Raw genomic sequence first — 17177 nt, forward strand, 5'->3', positions numbered from 1 at the left:
ATCCCCAAATCTACTATTCATTTCTGAAAGCATTGGTAGCTTTAATTAAAATTTCAAAAGCATGTTCTGCCATTTGATTTTCACGGTCTAAGGTTGGGTTTACCTCTACAATTTCAAAGCAGCATACCTTTTGATTGGTAATAAGGCGCGACATCAGGTTCCCTGCTTCACGCTCTGTAAGGCCCTGGGCTACCGGGGTGCCTGTACCTCTCGATGCAGTCGGGTCAAGGGAATCCACATCAAAGGAAACATAGATCAGATCACAATGCTCCAGGTACTTAAGCGTTTCAATAACTGTACGTTCAACCCCTCTTTTACGCAGTTCAGCTGTAGTCACAATTTTAACCTTGTTTTTTTTCAGCAGCAGCTCTTCAGGGCGTTCCATATCCCGGGCAGAAATCAGTACCAGGTCCCGGTAGCTAATTTTAGGCGCAATTTTACCTACGTTTTTCAACTGATACCAGTAGTTTATCGTTTCCTGGTCCAGTTTGTTCACCTTAGCGTCCAGATTGTCTTCATCAAGCGCCATCGCCAGGGGCATCCCGTGCATATTTCCCGAAGGCGTTGTGTAAGGCGAATGTAAATCTGCATGTGCATCAATCCATATTACACCTAATTTTGCTTTTGGATTTACTGCTTTAATGCCGGCAATAGTACCGGCTGCTGTACTGTGATCGCCCGCCAGAACGATTGGAAAATCACCTTTATTTAAGGTAGCACTTACCTCATCACTTACCCGCTCCACCATGGTCAGTATCCCGGAAATCCGCTTTGCAAAGGGGCTCCCGGTACTCTCAAGTAACAAATGGTTCTCATTAGGAACCTCTACTGTCTTGTATTTTTTAAAAAATCTGCTCCCGAAATCAAGTGCCGCAATCTTGATCGCATCCACACCCAAACTCGCTCCCCGCGTGCCGGCACCTATCTCAGATTTTACTTCTATAATTTTTAAAGTCTTAGTCATAAAAAAAATACGGGTGTATTTTATAAAGTGTTTATCTTTGAGCCCAAAATTAACTTATTTTAATTTGCCACACCTTATAAATAATAGTTCAAAAATAAAAAAATGCAGAGTTACTCCGAATTTCTTGATCTAAGTGTTGGTTTCCCACAGGAAGGTTACAGCGTAATAGACGACGAATTATATTTTCAAGACCTCAATCTGATGGAGATGATTGAAACCTATGGCACACCATTGCGTTTCACTTACCTTCCTATGATCAGTAAGAAAATTCAGCAGGCCAAGTTGTTGTTCCAGACAGCGATTATCAAAAATAACTATCGGGGCGACTATAAATACTGCTATTGCACTAAAAGTTCGCATTTCAGACATATTGTAGAGGAAGCGTTAAAAAATGGTATCCACCTGGAAACTTCTTCCGCATTCGATATGCCGATGATTGAGGCCCTGGAAAAGAAAGGTGCCCTGACAAAAGATATTACCGTGATCTGCAATGGTTTTAAAACATATCAGTATAAGCAATACATTATTGATATGCTGCACGATGGTTATAAAAACATCATTCCGGTGCTGGACAATAAGGAAGAATTTAATCTTTTTGACGATGAAGTGGAGATGGACACCCCTTGTAACCTGGGCATCCGGATTGCAGCAGAGGAACAGCCGGATTCACAGTTCTATACCTCTCGTTTAGGCGTACGGATGGAAGATGTGATTGATTTTTACAACAACAAAATTTCCGCTAATCCTAATTTCAGGGTTAAACTGCTGCATTTCTTTATCAATTCTGGTATTACAGACTCACCTTATTACTGGAACGAGCTCGAGAAATATGTAACCCTGTATTGTAAATTCAAAAAAATCAATCCGGAGCTCGATACCTTAGATATTGGTGGTGGAATGCCTTTTAAAGATTCACTGGTATTTGATTTCGATTACGAATATATGGTAAACGAAATTGTAAAACGAATCAAAGAAATCTGTGCAGAACATGACGTAGTTGAACCAGATATCATTACCGAGTTTGGAAAATATACAGTTGCTGAGGCCTCTGGCATTCTATATAAAGTACTTGGTCGTAAACAACAAAACGACAGGGAGAAATGGCTGATGCTAGACGGCTCTTTCATTACCAATCTGCCGGATGTATGGGCTTTGAACCAAAAATACATCCTGTTACCCATCAACAACTGGGATGCGGAATATGAAAGGGTGAACCTTGGCGGAATTACCTGCGATGGACAGGATTATTATAACCAGGAGGCGCATATGAACAGTGTATTTATGCCTAAAACCAGGAAAGTGCAATATCTTGGCTTCTTTAATACAGGGGCATATCAGGAGGTGTTGAGCGGATATGGCGGTATACACCACTGCCTGCTTCCTAGCCCCAAGCATGTCATTATCCGCCGCAACCGCGACGAGACTTTCAACTTTGAAGTTTTTGGCGAAGAACAGAACAGTAAACAGGTTTTAAAGATCCTGGGTTATACCTAGGATCTTTAAAATATAGTAAAAAGCCTCCGGTTGTAAATCAGCCGGAGGCTTTTTTATGGCTCCATTCTGGCGAAATTGTTGCTAAATTCTTATCTTTTATTCATATTGAATTAGCTAGCTTTACCGTTATATAACATTTTACGAAACCAAAAGTATTTAATAGATGACAGACAAACCTTCTTTTTGGCAGCGGATTGGTATACAGGATTGGTTTTTAAGTGACAGCAATTCGGCTCCCGTCGCCAAATCGGAACCACTTACGCCCGATACCGTATATAAGTACATCATTGATAAATTCAAAGAATCAATTACGGAACTTTCTTTTGCCGAACGCGTTGTTTTTTATCACGAATTCATCATCTGCCTCAATACTGAAGATTACCGGATGTTTATGGACAATAAGAACGGCTTGTTTGGATTAATTGCTCAGGAATCGGTAAAGAAGTTCTATGAGATACTGAATGATCACGCAGCTATAGGCAAAAGAGTGGAACCATCCAGCAGTAAATGGGTATTCCGCTTTGTTTCCCATCCCGACTATAAGCAAGGTGATAAAGGCTTTATTGGCAAACTGATGCCGGATGGTGCACAAAAACAGGAAAATTTAAGGGTAACTTTCATACCAAGACAAACCGGACTTGCCCAAACATTCGATATCAGCAATGAGATTTTAAAGGATTTCATATTCTATAGCGAAGGTTATTACGAAATTCCCTACCTGGCCAACCTTAAATTTGAAACCAAACCCGAGGCAGAAGATGGGAATTTATTACTGGCCAGGTTTGAAACTACCTTGCCGGATAAAGCCTATGCCGGTCAGAAACTGGAATACCTGATGAAATTTAATGAGATTACCGTTTCGGGTAATGAAGAAATAAAAGAAGATCCAAACATCTTTAAAATACCTTCAGAATGGGTCAACTCCCCTCACCTGCGCATCCGGTTCAACAAAACAGAAGATAAATTTTATTTGTCTTCCTATGGTGAGAAAACTATTCTAAATGAAGCCCTGGTAGAAAGAAGCAATGCTGATGATCCGCAATGGGTAGAGCTTCCTTTAAACTCAAGGATAATATTGAATGGAATTATTGGTGTTAATATATTTAAAAGCTGATTTATGTCACAGATCGCGTCTATAGCGTTACTAATGATATGTGTGATCCTGTTGATCGCCCATTTTGTGGCCATTAAAAATTCGACCAGCAAGAATGGATAAAAATTATTTTGGAATAACCGATACCGGAAAAGTACGCAGCAACAATGAGGATACCTTCATTGCAGAAAGAATAGCGGAGACCGATTTTGTGATGGCCTGTGTGATAGATGGTGTGGGCGGTTATAGTGGCGGCGAAGTAGCTGCAGCCATAGCCAGGGAAACATTGTTGCGTTTGCTCAATAAACCGGAAGGTGACCTGTCTTTGCTGATGCAGGCTGCGCTTGCTGAGGCGAACGATCAGATCATCATAGGCAGGCAACAAAATAAGGAGCATGAAGATATGGCCTGTGTACTTACCCTGGCTCTGGTTGATATCAAAAACAATCGGTTCTATTATGCACATGTGGGCGACACCAGGCTGTACCTGCTAAGAGATGGTTCATTGATAAAAATATCTAAGGATCAGTCTTTTGTAGGCTTTATGGAAGATTCAGGCCGTTTAACAGAAGAACAGGCCATGCAGCATCCCAAACGGAACGAAATCAATAAAGCCCTTGGCTTTGCCGGCAACATAGGCCTGCATGAAGACTATATGGAAATGGGGCACTCCCCCTTTTTGCCAGGCGATCTGATTCTGCTGTGCAGCGATGGCCTGTCGGATATGGTAAACAAACAGGAACTCACTGCGATATTGTTAAAAGAAACTGATCTGGAACTGCAAGGAATTGAATTGATCAACGCTGCAAACAGAAATGGCGGACTCGACAACATCACCGCCGTATTGGTTAAAAATACCAATGTTTCCTTCGCACATGAAGCAGCAAAGCCGGTATCAAGGCCCAGTAAAAAGAAAACACCATTGGTATCACCTGCAGCGTCAATTCCAGTTGTAGCGTCTGATATTGAAAAAGCAGACCAACCTCCTGTTGTCGCTCCAGTAGCCGGCCAGAAAGGAAAAGGCATTAACCCATGGTTGCTGTTTGTTGCGCTGATTATCCTACTCAGTGCAGTTTACCTCTACTGGAAATGGTTCTCCGGAGAACCAGCCAATGTACCCGCAAACATACCGGACTCAACTTTGACAATCCAAAAAACTCAGGAAGAACAATTGCAGGACACTTTAAATAAATTAAGAGGGAATATATTGATCCTTGATGATTCCTTATTTAAGTCACCTGTATTGATCAGTAAGCCTATTCAGATTACCAGAGATAGCCTGTATTTAAAAGCCGAAAGCAATATTGTGTTTAAAAGCGACAGCGGTTACACTGGGCAGCCCTTTTTTATAGCACCTGCCAATAAAAGTTCCCTATTTGAGAATTTCACTTTTGAAAATTTTAAGGAGGTAAACGCATTACAAAAAAAAGGTGTTTTACTGAAAGATGTAAAGTTCCTGAAAACAGATTCTTTAACTCCAGCAGCTAGACCTTAACATGGCAGTAACAACAGTAAACCATCAAGGCAGAAAAGCAGAGCGTATTTTTTTACTGCTCATCTCATTGGTTCTGGCCGCTTTGTTTGTGATCTTGTTTTTTGCCCAGCAGCAGAATTTTAGAGAGGTGCATGCCCGTCTGGCTGATGGCACAATGATAAATCTTAATGATCAGGCCCCTGGGAAACATATCAGAACTTTACTGACGAAAGGCTATTATTTTGAGGATAAAAAAGATGTAGACCTGATTGAAAAGGTGGTAAATCAAAGTACCGCCCTGCATAAAGCGCCAATTGACAATATCGGTGAACTGAATAAACGCAATTTTTTTGTATCTGCCGACCAAGCCTATACGCTGGGTGGAAAGAACTTTAAAGAACGGGTGCTCGCTTCCCGGCTTTTGCTTGGTTTTACAGGCTCCGATTCCCTGGCTTATAAGCAGGAAGGGCGCCAGCCGAGACAAGTTCCCGCACAGCAGGATTTTGCCCGGGGAAATTACAGCATCGGCGGGAAAATAACCGATACCGCAGATAGGCCTGTAGCAGGGGTATTATTGCGTTTGAAAATGATACTCCCCCAGGACATTTCCGGAATAGAAGATACCGTAATAAATGACTTTACCGCATATACCCGAACTGATGCCAGCGGCAGCTACAAATTTGCACATCTCCCTGATGGTAAATCCTATGGGGTCCTACCCTTAAAGCCTGGTTTCCAATTTGGTCGTTCTCAAGGTGTTCCGGAACTGGATAAAGATGTCAGTTTCAATTTTCGGCAATCGGAACATAGCATCAAACTATTCTCTACCCGGGATTTCAAAATCCTTAAGAAAGAAAAGTCGCTCATTGTACGTAGTCCTGAAGTCTATAACCAGTGGTACTGGATCATTGCAGCCGCTTTCTTCGCCGGCTTCTTTTTGATCCATTTTTTAATGAGTGTCAAATATCCTGCAGCGGATCAGCTTATTTTGCCCGTAGTGATGCTCATGACAGGCCTTTCTTTTCTCACTTTGCTAAGCCTGCAGGATCCTTTGAGGGACCGGTTCCTGGCAAAGGATAGCCTTGTCTTCTTTGGTTTAGGCATTGCAGGAATCTGTTTAATGCTTGCGGTAAAGCTGCGCAAGTTCAATGTGGATTCGGGATGGTACCGGATGTTTGTGGTGAATAATACCTTCAGCAAGGCCAATGGCTGGCAGTGGGCTCTTGCTGCATTGTGCATGCTGGCGCTAACCATCGTATTTGGCACGGGCCCCGAAGGTAGCGGAGTAAAGGTAAACCTGTTCGGTGTACAACCCAGTGAGATTGTAAAATATACCATCATTTTGTTCCTGGCTGGTTTCTTTGCCTCTAATGAACGTTTTATTACTGAATATAGCAGCTGGCATAAAAGGTGGTTCTTTTTCTCATTTGCCCTGATTGCCATGGTAATGGCGATATTGATGTACCTTGTACTCGGTGATCTTGGCCCTGCCATGGTGGTTTGTTTTACCTTCATCATCCTGTTCTCTTTCTCAAGAGGCGATTTTATGATGATGCTTACTGCCATCATTGTTTATGTTTTTAGCGCCTGGTTCCTGAACATCTGGATAGCCACATTGGTAACCGCTGTGCTGATAGCGCTATTCATGATCATCAACAAAAAAACCAGCGAATCTGCAGTAATGATTATCGTGGTTATGGCCGCATTTTTACTGATCGATCAGGTGCCTTACCTGGACAAACTGATTCCGGGACCTGTAAACAGGCTTGCCGAAAGAAAATCCATCTGGCAGGACCCCTGGAACAATGAGGTTTATGGCGGCGATCAGGTAGCCAATGGCATCTGGGCAATGGCAAGCGGCGGCATTAGCGGCCAGGGGATCGGTGAAGGTTTTGCCAAAACTATTCCTGAAGCACATACGGATATGATATTGCCGGCCATCGGTGAAGAATTTGGCTGGGCCGGTATCATTGGGATATTTATATTGTTCCTGGTGTTTTTGCACCGGGCCATTATTATAGGCCGGCAAACCGGTACTCCCTTCCTGTTCTATCTATGCGCTGGAATTGGAATCAGTTTATTTATACAGTTCCTGCTGATCGCCGGAGGATCTACAGGGGCACTACCCCTTTCAGGCGTGGCTTTGCCTTTCATCAGCTATGGTGGTTCTTCATTGGTAGCCAATATGCTTGCAGCGGGCTTTTTACTTTCTGTTTCACTGATCAGAGGCTCTGAGGTACAGATGGCTTATATCACAAAACAGCAGGACAACAACCTGGTACCCGCACTATTGGCTGCCAGTATAGCCATTTTATTGCTTACCCTCACCGTATCCAATTATATTGTTCACAATAAAAAATGGGTAGTGCAACCCGCACTTGTGGCTGACCGGAGTGGCTCGCGGATGTTCAGCTATAATCCACGGATCGCTATTTTAATGAATAAACTTGCGGCAGGCGATTTATACGACAGAAACGGACGCATTCTGGCCACCAGTAAGCCGGAACATGTCAGGAAGCAGCTGCCTCTATTAAAGGCATCAGGTGTTGCCTATAACCTGGACTCGGCCCAGCATAAAAGGGTCGACCGCTACTACCCTTTTGAAGAGCAAATGTTTTTTTGGGTAGGCGATAATAACACTGGCATTTTTAACGGCAGTACCAATGGTTATTTTGCAGAGTACGAACATGTAGCTGAACTAAGGGGCTTTCAAACACCTGCAGTTTCGTTAAATACCCAGGCCAGTAAGTATCAGGAAGACAGGTTTCTCCCAAGAGGAGTAAAAGAAATGGCCGTTAGTAAAAGAGATTATAAGTCTTTAGTTCCACTTTTACTTGCCGGCATTAACAGCACTGATGTTGAGCAGTTTAAAAAAAGAAACAGAAATATTAAGTTGACGGTTGACGCCGGGCTGCAGACCACTATTCAAAACACCATTTCGTTGGACACGGCAGTAAATAAAAGCAGGGTTTCCGTAGTCATCATGGAAGATATAACGGGTGATGTACTGGCATCAGCGGTGTATCCGCTTCCGCCGGTAAAAAACTGGGACCTGTTAAATATGTCCACCTCAGCGCAAAATAAGCTCTCGGGCTGGTATACCACTGCGGACCTTGGTTTTACTACTGCTACCCCACCGGGTTCGACAGCAAAAGTGTTAACCGCGATGGCGGCTTTTAATAAGCTTGGACCTGCTGCAGACCAAAAGATATTTACCGTAAGTTATGCCGAACGTATTCGCACCAAGGGTATTGAGCCCGATGAGACAGGCCGGATCAACCTGGAGCGCGCTTTGGTTAAATCCAATAACGTGTACTTCATTAAATTGGCCAACGAGGCGCAGCTGCAGGACGAGATGGCTACCTTGTACTTAAAAACCGGTATGTTTTTAAGAGGCGTTGGCGGATACTATTACGACCGGGATACTGCCAATATAAAACAGGAAGACAAGTGGCGGGCTTTATGGCAAAAGACAGAATTTAATACCAAACCTAAATATGATCCGGCAAGGATACGACGAACAAGGGCAAAAGGTATTTCAGGTATGGCATGGGGACAGGGAGAACTGATCGCAAGCCCGGCAGCTGTCGCCAGGCTGGTTTCGGGCGTGGCCAATAAAGGAAAGCTTGTTGGCAACCGATATGTATTGAAAATCAGTGATTCTGCAACTTCAGTTAATCCGGCTGTTAAAATTGCAAACGATCCGCTTTATGCGAACCTGATTGCTGGATATATGTTGAAACAAAGTGAAAACAAAACCTATACACTGGGATTAAAAGTTGCAGGTAAAACAGGGACCCCGGAACGGATATGGAAAAATGAACAGATAAACGATGGATGGTATACTTTCTTTGCCCCTAAGGCGAATGGAAAGGGGCATATTGTGGTATGTATCAGGATAGAATCAACCAGGGGCTCAAGTAAAGCTGTAAAGCTGGCCGGACAGCACGTTGTGCCGGCATTGTTAAAATTTGGCTACGTAAAAAAGGAAACCAGGGAATTAAAAAAATAAAAACAATATGTTTAACCTATTCAACAAACGTAATCCGGAGCCTCCGCAGGATGTTAAAGCGGTAAGAGAAATGTTGCTGGCTTCAATAAAACAGGAGCTGCAAAAACTGGAAGGCGGCGAAGGCAAGCATATTAAAGGGCTCGCCCTTTTTATTGCCTGTCAGCCCGCAGAGCAATACATGTACGAATCGGCAGTTTTTGCTGAAGATGAAGTTCGTCTGAAAAATGAAATCCAACGGATAGCAGATGACTTTGCGATTGATCTGCCGGAAAGTTGGAACATGCAGGTTACTTTTATGGAAGAACTACCACCGGATGCCATAAAATTTGCAGGCTTAAATGTTGCCCTGCACATTAAAACGCCGGAACATGTCGTGGTTACAAAATCCAATACGGCCTATATCCGCACGCTGAACGGGGAATCTGAAAAGAGGATTTATAAAATTACGGCAGACGGTGGTAAGGTCAACATTGGAAGGGAGCATAAAGTACAGGTAAGCGATGGTTTTTTCAGGATTAACCAGATCGCTTTTCCTGATGCAAGTGCAAATGAAGCCAATAAATTTATCAGCCGGCAGCATGCCCATATTGAATGGGATGCAGATACTGGTTCCTTCCTTTTGTTTGCAGATGAAGGCGGCATCCCGCCAAGGAATAAAGTGAAAATCAGATCTGTTACAGACCACAACCCCATAAAATTAAATGTTGCGGAACTGGGGCATGTATTGCAGGAAGGTGACCAAATTATCCTTGGAGAACTTGCAGTGCTGGAATTTAGTTATCTTGAGGCCGATTATAATCAATAATTAAAAATGAGTAAAGTTTTTACAATAACGGAAGGATTAGAAAACCTGGGTGCTTTGAGTACCGGCGGACAGGGTTCTGTATATAAGGGGAAAAGAATTGGAACCATCATTACGGCGGTAAAAATTATGCCTACACCAATTCATACAGAAAGCGAAGAGGATAAAAACTTCATCAGGTTTAAGAATGAGGTGGAGAAATTGAAAAAGGTAAACGAGGTACCAAACCCCAACGTGGTTAAAATATTGGGATCGGGGCTTACCGAAAGCGGCTCCTTCCCTTTTATTGAAATGGAGTATATCGAGGGGCCTGATCTTGAAAAACTTTTGATGCCGCCACATACTCCTGTTTTCAGCATTCAGGAGACCATTAAGCTTGCTGAGCAGCTTGCAAATGCACTTTCGCACTGTCATCGTGTTGGAATTAAACATGGCGATATCAAAAGCAATAACGTGAAATTCAATACAGAAACCGGTAACTACGTGTTGCTTGATTTTGGTCTGGCTGTAATGTCTGATGAACAGCGCAGGACCAGTCTCCGCCATGCAGGTGCGGTTGAGTTTATGGCACCGGAACAACATGATGGGGAAATGTTCTTCCAGACGGACATATACAGTTATGGCATCATTCTATATGAATTGCTGGCAGGTACAGTACCATTTCCGTTGATCAATAAAAACGAGAGCACACGCAATCAGGTAATGCTTGCGCATATGGAAAGCCAGGTACCCGATGTACTGGTCTTGCGCAGGAACCGTCTGCCGCAGAGCTGGGATGAAGCAAAGAAGCAAAAAGAAATGGATGTTCCGGCCTGGCTGTTGCAGGTGATAATGAAATGCCTGGAAAAAGCACCTGAAAAAAGATATGCAAATGGAGAGGCTTTGCAGGAGGCAATCATGCACCGGGCCTCCGTAACTGTTAAAACTGCTGAAGCGGTGGTAACTCCAGTTCCAGCATTCCCACAGAAAAATTCAGCTGCTGAGACCATTCCTGGCCAGGTAAGGCTGTCAAAATCTGTTTTTGCCATCATGATCCTGTCCATTGTCATCCTGGGAATGCTTTCGGCATATGGACTGTTCCTCAAAGGTGAACATTTGAATAAAGTAATTGCTGCAGATTCATCAGTGCTTGCACCTGTAGATACTACCGCTCGTGAACCTATATACCAGCCTGATACCACTGCTCAGGTTCAGCCCATTGCCATTGATACCGTAGCTCAGAAAGCAGAGATCGACAGCCTGAGAAAAGAATACGAGGCACAAATAGCTGCTTCGGCCAAACGTGCACAGGCAGAGGCGCAGGCAAAAGAGAATAAGGAAACAGTGATCCAGAGTGGCGGAAAAAAATACTTGCTGCCCAAAGGTACAGTCTATTTTTATGAAGCTGCAAGTGGAGATGCTCCAAGAAATGGTGTATTGGGTTTATGGAGTAACGCCAAATTTAATGTAATAGATGAACAAAATGGTTTCATTTATGTAACCCATACCAATAAAGATGGACAAACCACCAAAGGCTGGCTGAATAAAAACGACCTGAAAGAAGTAAAGGAATAGGCCCGGGCCTATTCCCTCAATATTTTTAATTCAGCAGTTTATCGATGGCTGCTATTGCTTTTGCGTCTGAAGGGAGTGCTGCATTCATATCCGCCATTTTAAAATCTTTGCTTATTAGCAGGATCCTTGGGATACCTACAATGTTATAGGGCTGCAATTTGTTTCTGTTGATGTTCCATTGCAGTCCCGTCGCTTTACGTGCAACCACACTGGCCTTCCAGGGAGCTTCTGTATCATCAATGGATAAGGAAACGAAAGCTACTTCGGGATTGTCTTTATATTTATCTTTTAGCTTTTCGAAATGGGGCATTTCTTCCATGCATGGTCCGCACCAAATGGCCCAGAGGTCGATATAAATTACTTTGCCCTTCAGACTGCTTAAGCTTACGCTTTTCCCCTCAATATCTTTTGCAACAAAATCAATTGGGGTATCCCCTTTTCCAAATGCCATTAACTGGGAAAGCATTTGGGTCGAAGCAATTCTATAACCAGGGGTTTTAATGGCAGCTAGCTTAGGTTTAAAATCATTTAGTTTTGATTTGTCGTTTCCCTTCTGCATTTCCCTTACCAGCGAATAGGCACTATACCAATCTTTAATTTGTTGTACGTCGGCGGCTTTTCCGCCGTGTTTAACCAGTTCATCTGCAATGTCGCGATACACCACCAGTTTCATTAAAGAGGCATCAACAAAGTTCTTGCTGTATAATGCCACTTTAGGTGCTATGGCTTTCATATACGATTCGGTATAAGCTTTTGCTTTTTCGTCCTTTAGCCTCAGCATATAAGTGCCATAGTTTTCACCACTATAAAGACTGTTGATCAGATCAGCATTAATCCTTGCATTCTCCAATCGTCTGAATTCCGGAGATATGTTTTTAGTAGCGGCCAGTTCTTTTGTCCTTGCAGTAGCAAGTGCTTCAACTGTGGCAATGGTAGCTTCCTGTGTTTCCTTTATGTTTTTACCACCTTCAATAAATGACCCTCCCTTAGGAAAAGGTGTATTTCTTAAATATTCGTTTGCTGCAGCACCTTTACCCTTAAAGGTTGAGATGGTGTTGTTGCTATAATCAACCGATACTTCCATGTCATCGCCCGGACTCAGGTAAAGGATATTCCGACCCAGTCTGAAATAATTCGGTGCAGCCAGCTTAAATTTTATATCGAAGCGTTGCTGTGCATCCGGAACAATGAGGCGGTCTGTTGTGGGCGGCAATAAATACTGGAACTCAGACAGGTCTTCGATCTGCACCTGGTTACTGAAATTTTTGAGTTCCCCCTTCAGGTGAACCCACTCTGCTTTCCTCTGCGCCATTGCTGTAAAAGTTAATAACAGGCAAAAGGCAAACAATGAACTTAATCTTTTAGTCATTTTATGGTGTTTAGTTAAGATAAAAGTATACAAAACCTGTTTATATACCTAACCTTTAAGAAGCGTAAAACCCCAAACAGGACTACCGGCTGGTAAAATAAATTTGCAAAAAAATAAGGGCCGTCTTCCGACAGGCCCCTATCACCTTAAAACAAACTAACCAATTATGAAACCTTTATTTCTTTAGCGGCCGATTTTGATTCATCTTTTTTACCAATGGTAATGTTTAAGATGCCATTTACATACTCGGCACTAATTTTCTCTGCATCCACACTTTCAGGCAACACAAATGACCGGGCGAAAGAGTAGTAATCAAATTCTTTTCTGGTGTAATCTTTTTTCTCTTCAGTTTCGGTTGTTTTTTTCTCAGCCCAAACCGAAAGCGTGTCTTTTTTCAGGTTAATTTGAAAATCTTCTTTTGTAAGGCCTGGAGCAGCCAGTTCAATTTTATAATCGCTTTCAGATTCTAAGATATTTACGCCTGGCACTTTATTTATAGTTAAGTTTTTATTTAGCGCTTCACTAAACAATGAATCGAAAACATTGTTAAAGTAAGGTGCAGTGTTCCTGGTTCTGTTGTTGAATTTTACTAGTGTCATTGTTGTTTTCTCCTATTTTAAGTTTTTTATGTTTTACTAATTTGTATACTAACCCTTTGTTCAACTCCCATACCAACCCCATTTTTTATGATATTCAAGACATTTTGGCGCAACAAAAACAAAAATCAAGACAAAAAGACAGATTCAATAAGCACTTTAGACAGTTTTAAGTATAAAACTGTAATTGAAACCCGGTTTGCAGATTTCGACATGATGGGCCATGTAAACAATGCAGTGTACTTTACCTATATGGAGATTGCCCGGGCAAAATATTGGAATCACGCTATACAATGGGACTGGAAAAAAACCGGAGTAGTCATTGCTCAGGCAACATTAGACTATATTTTACCTGTTTTTATAGAAGATAAGATCAGTATGTACGTACGTACCTCCAGGATCGGCAAGAGCAGCTTCGATCTGGAGTACCTGCTGGTTAAACTGGTAAATGGTCAGGAGCAGGTGTGCAATAAAGGTAAAACTATCTGCGTGGCGTTCGATTATGCATCAAAAAGTTCATTCCCCATTCCAAAAGAGGAAAAAGAGCGTATGATTTCGTTTGAACAGCTTGAACCCTAAGCAGCTTTATAACTGAGTTGTACAAAAGAATGGCCGATTTGCCCGGGCATTGGCGGATTCAACTTCCTGATACCAACCACAGCAGTTAAAATAAAAGGATAAGCAGCTATTGTCCGGTCTATAATATTTCTGATCACAGTTTCCAGCATCTTTTGCGTCCTGGCCATTTCTTCCAGTATAATCGTATTCAGAACTTCATAATTAACAGTGTGCTGCAGGTTCTCGGTATCGCCATAAGGAATAAATTCAACTGTAATGTCTACCGTAAAATAAATCCCGGTAAGCTGCTCTTCAGGATAATAACCATGTAGGGCAAAACATTTAACATCTTTTAAGGCGACAGTTTGAAGGTAATTATGTTCCTGGGGCATCTCTGAATATTTATTTTTTACGAGGTTTTAATCAGCCCCTAATCCGAATTTATTACCTTTGGAAGGACAGCCGATATTGCTGGATCAAATATAGTGTAAACCATGAATAAATCTGCCAAAAAAGACCTTTATGAAGCCCCTGATTATTATTTTCTGGATGAATTGTTATCTGAAGAACATAAGCTGATCCGTTCAACGGCAAGGGATTGGGTAAAAAAAGAAGTAAGCCCGATTATCGAGGATTATGCCCAGAGAGCAGAATTTCCGAAACATATTATCAAAGGACTGGGAGAAATAGGTGCTTTTGGCCCTACCATTCCGGTTGAATATGGTGGTGCAGGTTTAGACTATACTGCTTACGGCATATTGATGCAGGAAATTGAACGTGGGGATTCCGGTATCAGGTCTACCGCCTCTGTACAGGGCTCACTGGTTATGTATCCTATCTATGCCTACGGCACAGAAGAGCAGCGCAAAAAATATTTACCTAAACTGGCGACCGGTGAACTGATGGGCTGTTTTGGTTTGACCGAACCTGATCATGGATCCAATCCGGGTGGAATGGTAACCAATATTAAAGACAAAGGCGATCATTATCTGCTTAACGGCGCAAAAATGTGGATATCTAATGCCCCTTTTGCTGATATTGCTGTGGTTTGGGCCAAGGATGAAGCCGGTAAGATCAGGGGGATGGTTGTAGAGCGTGGTATGGCGGGTTTTACTACTCCCGAGACACACAACAAGTGGAGTTTAAGGGCTTCAGCAACCGGAGAATTGGTTTTTGACAATGTAAAAGTTCCTAAAGAAAATATATTCCCTGACATTACCGGGTTAAAAGGGCCGCTGGGTTGTTTAAATCAGGCGCGTTATGGCATAGCCTGGGGTGCGCTGGGTGCAGCTATGGATTGTTACGATACCGCCTTACGTTATTCCAAAGAGCGGATCCAGTTTGGCAAACCTATTGGTGCTTTCCAGCTTCAGCAGAAGAAACTGGCCGAAATGGTTACCGAAATCACTAAGGCTCAGCTATTGGTGTGGCGCCTGGGGGTTCTTAAAAGTGAAAATAGGGCTACTCCCGAACAGATATCTATGGCAAAAAGAAACAGTGTTGAAATTGCACTGGATATTGCCCGCAATGCCCGGCAGATGCTCGGGGGCATGGGAATAACCGGCGAGTATTCCATTATGCGCCATATGATGAACCTGGAATCGGTAGTCACTTATGAAGGTACACACGACATTCATCTTTTGATTACGGGAATGGATGTGACAGGCTTAAATGCATTTAAATAAATATGAAGACGTTTAAAAAATATTATCAGATCCCAGCCCCTCCTGAAGAAGTATACTGGGCACTAACAAAAGCACAGAGCATACAGTTGTGGACAGGCGCTGAGGTTGAGTTTACAGAAGAGCCCGGTACCGAGTTCTCCTTTTGGGATGGAGATATTGTAGGGAAGAACCTGGAATTTGATTATGGAAAAAAGATTGTACAGCAATGGTATTTTGGGGAGGACAGCGAGCCTTCGATTGTTACCATTAAATTACATGCAGACAAAAAAGGAACTTCGCTGGAATTTGTGCAGACAAATATTCCGGATGCCGACTTTGATGAGTTTACTGCAGGTATAAATGAGTACTACCTGGGTGGTTTACTGGATTTTTTTGAAGAATAAGCAGGTATCAATCTGTACCTGCTTATTTTAATATAAACTAGTCTTCGCTATAAACAGACTTGATCTCGTCCCGAAGGTTGTATTTTGAAGCCATCACTTCACCATAGGCCCCGGCACTTCTGATGGCGTACAGATCACCTCTAAAGGTTTCAGGCTGCTCTACTTCTTTTCCAAAGCAATCCGTGCTTTCACAGATAGGCCCTACAATATCGTATTTTAAAGCCACCTGTTTACCACGGCTAAGGTTTTCTATTTTATGATAAGCCTGGTACAAGGCTGGCCGCATCAACTCAGTCATTCCTGCATCCAGAACTACAAAATTCTTCTTTTTACCATTTTTCACATACAATACCCTGCTGATGAGCGATGCTGACTGCCCCACCAGGGCCCTTCCCAGTTCAAAATGTACTTCCTGTCCGATCCTGATTTCCAGAAAATCAGAAAAGATCTTAAAATAATTACCAAAATCCGGAACCTGCTGGTCAGGATGGTGATAATCAATTCCCAATCCACCGCCAACATTTAACACTTTGACTGTAAAACCCCGCTCTTCAAACCACAAACCAAATTCGTTAACACGTACACACAGGTTTTTATATACATCAAGGTTAGTAATCTGCGATCCGATATGAAAATGTATGCCTATAAATTCCAGGTTTGCAGATGCCTTTAAGGTTTCCGCACACTGAGGAAGGTCCCAGGAGTTTACACCAAACTTATTTTCGTCCAACCCCGTAGTAATGTTATGATGGGTATGTGCATCCACATTAGGGTTAATCCGGATTGCTACTTTTGCCTTTTTACCCTTTTTTGCGGCGAGTTCATTGATCACCTCCAGCTCCTGAACAGACTCTACATTAAAGCAGAATATATCCTCATCCAGCGCCAGGTTAATCTCTTTATCTGATTTTCCAACGCCGGCAAATACAATCTGGCTTTTGTTAAAACCAGATTCAAGGGCTTTACTTACCTCTCCTCCACTTACACAGTCGGCACCAAAACCTGTTGTTTTAATTTTTTGCAATACAACGGGATTGAAGTTAGCTTTCATGGCATAATGCACATGAAAATTGTATAACTTAGCAGCGTCAGCGCAGGTTTTTAACGTGTTTTGCAACAGGCTAAGGTCGTAATAATAGAAAGGGGTTTCTAAGTTTGCGAAGCGCGATATATCTTTATCAGAGAACATAATG

The 17177-nt window shown here is 42.5% G+C and carries 14 protein-coding genes; 9 read left to right on the forward strand and 5 right to left on the reverse strand.

Annotated elements, in window-relative coordinates; all coding sequences use genetic code 11:
* Positions 1-13 precede the first annotated feature (13 nt).
* Positions 14-964, reverse strand: a complete 951-nt coding sequence (locus ABIE26_RS07050; RefSeq protein WP_310138524.1) for an arginase — start codon at positions 962-964, stop codon at positions 14-16.
* A 102-nt stretch (positions 965-1066) separates the two neighbouring features.
* Between ABIE26_RS07050 and ABIE26_RS07055 the strand changes: the two genes are divergently transcribed.
* From ABIE26_RS07055 to ABIE26_RS07080, 6 genes are all read left to right on the forward strand, one after another.
* Positions 1067-2458, forward strand: a complete 1392-nt coding sequence (locus tag ABIE26_RS07055) for an arginine decarboxylase (RefSeq protein ID WP_008246064.1) — start codon at positions 1067-1069, stop codon at positions 2456-2458.
* A gap of 163 nt (positions 2459-2621) precedes the next feature.
* Positions 2622-3572: a hypothetical protein gene (locus ABIE26_RS07060; RefSeq protein WP_310138518.1), complete on the forward strand. Its 951-nt coding sequence runs from the start codon at positions 2622-2624 to the stop codon at positions 3570-3572.
* A 94-nt stretch (positions 3573-3666) separates the two neighbouring features.
* Entirely contained in the window at positions 3667-5046 is a 1380-nt protein-coding gene (locus ABIE26_RS07065) for a PP2C family protein-serine/threonine phosphatase (RefSeq protein ID WP_310138517.1), read from the forward strand.
* Position 5047: 1 nt separating this feature from the next.
* Positions 5048-9037: an FtsW/RodA/SpoVE family cell cycle protein gene (locus tag ABIE26_RS07070; RefSeq protein ID WP_310138515.1), complete on the forward strand. Its 3990-nt coding sequence runs from the start codon at positions 5048-5050 to the stop codon at positions 9035-9037.
* A 7-nt stretch (positions 9038-9044) separates the two neighbouring features.
* Positions 9045-9842 (forward strand): FHA domain-containing protein, encoded by a 798-nt coding sequence (locus tag ABIE26_RS07075; RefSeq protein ID WP_310138512.1) that lies wholly within the window; start codon positions 9045-9047, stop codon positions 9840-9842.
* Between the two features lie 6 nt (positions 9843-9848).
* Positions 9849-11393: a serine/threonine protein kinase gene (locus ABIE26_RS07080; RefSeq protein WP_310138511.1), complete on the forward strand. Its 1545-nt coding sequence runs from the start codon at positions 9849-9851 to the stop codon at positions 11391-11393.
* A gap of 25 nt (positions 11394-11418) precedes the next feature.
* On the opposite strand, the gene ABIE26_RS07085 is transcribed toward ABIE26_RS07080, so the two are convergent.
* Together ABIE26_RS07085 and ABIE26_RS07090 are read right to left on the reverse strand one after the other, a co-directional pair.
* Complete coding sequence (locus ABIE26_RS07085) at positions 11419-12762, reverse strand: TlpA family protein disulfide reductase (protein WP_310138508.1); 1344 nt, start codon at positions 12760-12762, stop codon at positions 11419-11421.
* A gap of 164 nt (positions 12763-12926) precedes the next feature.
* Complete coding sequence (locus tag ABIE26_RS07090) at positions 12927-13361, reverse strand: Hsp20/alpha crystallin family protein (RefSeq protein ID WP_084240190.1); 435 nt, start codon at positions 13359-13361, stop codon at positions 12927-12929.
* An 87-nt stretch (positions 13362-13448) separates the two neighbouring features.
* Between ABIE26_RS07090 and ABIE26_RS07095 the strand changes: the two genes are divergently transcribed.
* The gene (locus tag ABIE26_RS07095; protein ID WP_310138504.1) at positions 13449-13937 is read left to right on the forward strand and encodes an acyl-CoA thioesterase; all 489 of its coding nucleotides are present in this window, start codon (positions 13449-13451) and stop codon (positions 13935-13937) included.
* Here ABIE26_RS07095 and ABIE26_RS07100 read toward each other — a convergent pair.
* On the reverse strand, positions 13934-14308 hold the full coding sequence (locus ABIE26_RS07100) for a dihydroneopterin aldolase (RefSeq protein ID WP_310138502.1): 375 nt from the start codon (positions 14306-14308) through the stop codon (positions 13934-13936). The genes ABIE26_RS07095 and ABIE26_RS07100 overlap by 4 nt on opposite strands.
* Positions 14309-14410: 102 nt before the next feature.
* On the opposite strand from ABIE26_RS07100, the gene ABIE26_RS07105 reads away from it, so the two are divergent.
* Together ABIE26_RS07105 and ABIE26_RS07110 are read left to right on the forward strand one after the other, a co-directional pair.
* Positions 14411-15601 carry an acyl-CoA dehydrogenase family protein gene (locus ABIE26_RS07105; protein ID WP_310138500.1) on the forward strand — a complete coding sequence of 397 codons (1191 nt, stop codon included), beginning with the start codon at positions 14411-14413 and terminating at the stop codon, positions 15599-15601.
* Positions 15602-15603: 2 nt separating this feature from the next.
* Positions 15604-15984, forward strand: a complete 381-nt coding sequence (locus ABIE26_RS07110; RefSeq protein WP_084240186.1) for an SRPBCC domain-containing protein — start codon at positions 15604-15606, stop codon at positions 15982-15984.
* 37 nt (positions 15985-16021) lie between these two features.
* Here ABIE26_RS07110 and lysA read toward each other — a convergent pair whose 3' ends face one another.
* Positions 16022-17173: a diaminopimelate decarboxylase gene (gene lysA, locus ABIE26_RS07115; protein ID WP_310138497.1), complete on the reverse strand. Its 1152-nt coding sequence runs from the start codon at positions 17171-17173 to the stop codon at positions 16022-16024.
* Positions 17174-17177 lie beyond the last annotated feature (4 nt).

The sequence above is a fragment of the Pedobacter africanus genome, assembly GCF_040548825.1.
GTDB classification, from domain to species: domain Bacteria; phylum Bacteroidota; class Bacteroidia; order Sphingobacteriales; family Sphingobacteriaceae; genus Pedobacter; species Pedobacter africanus_A.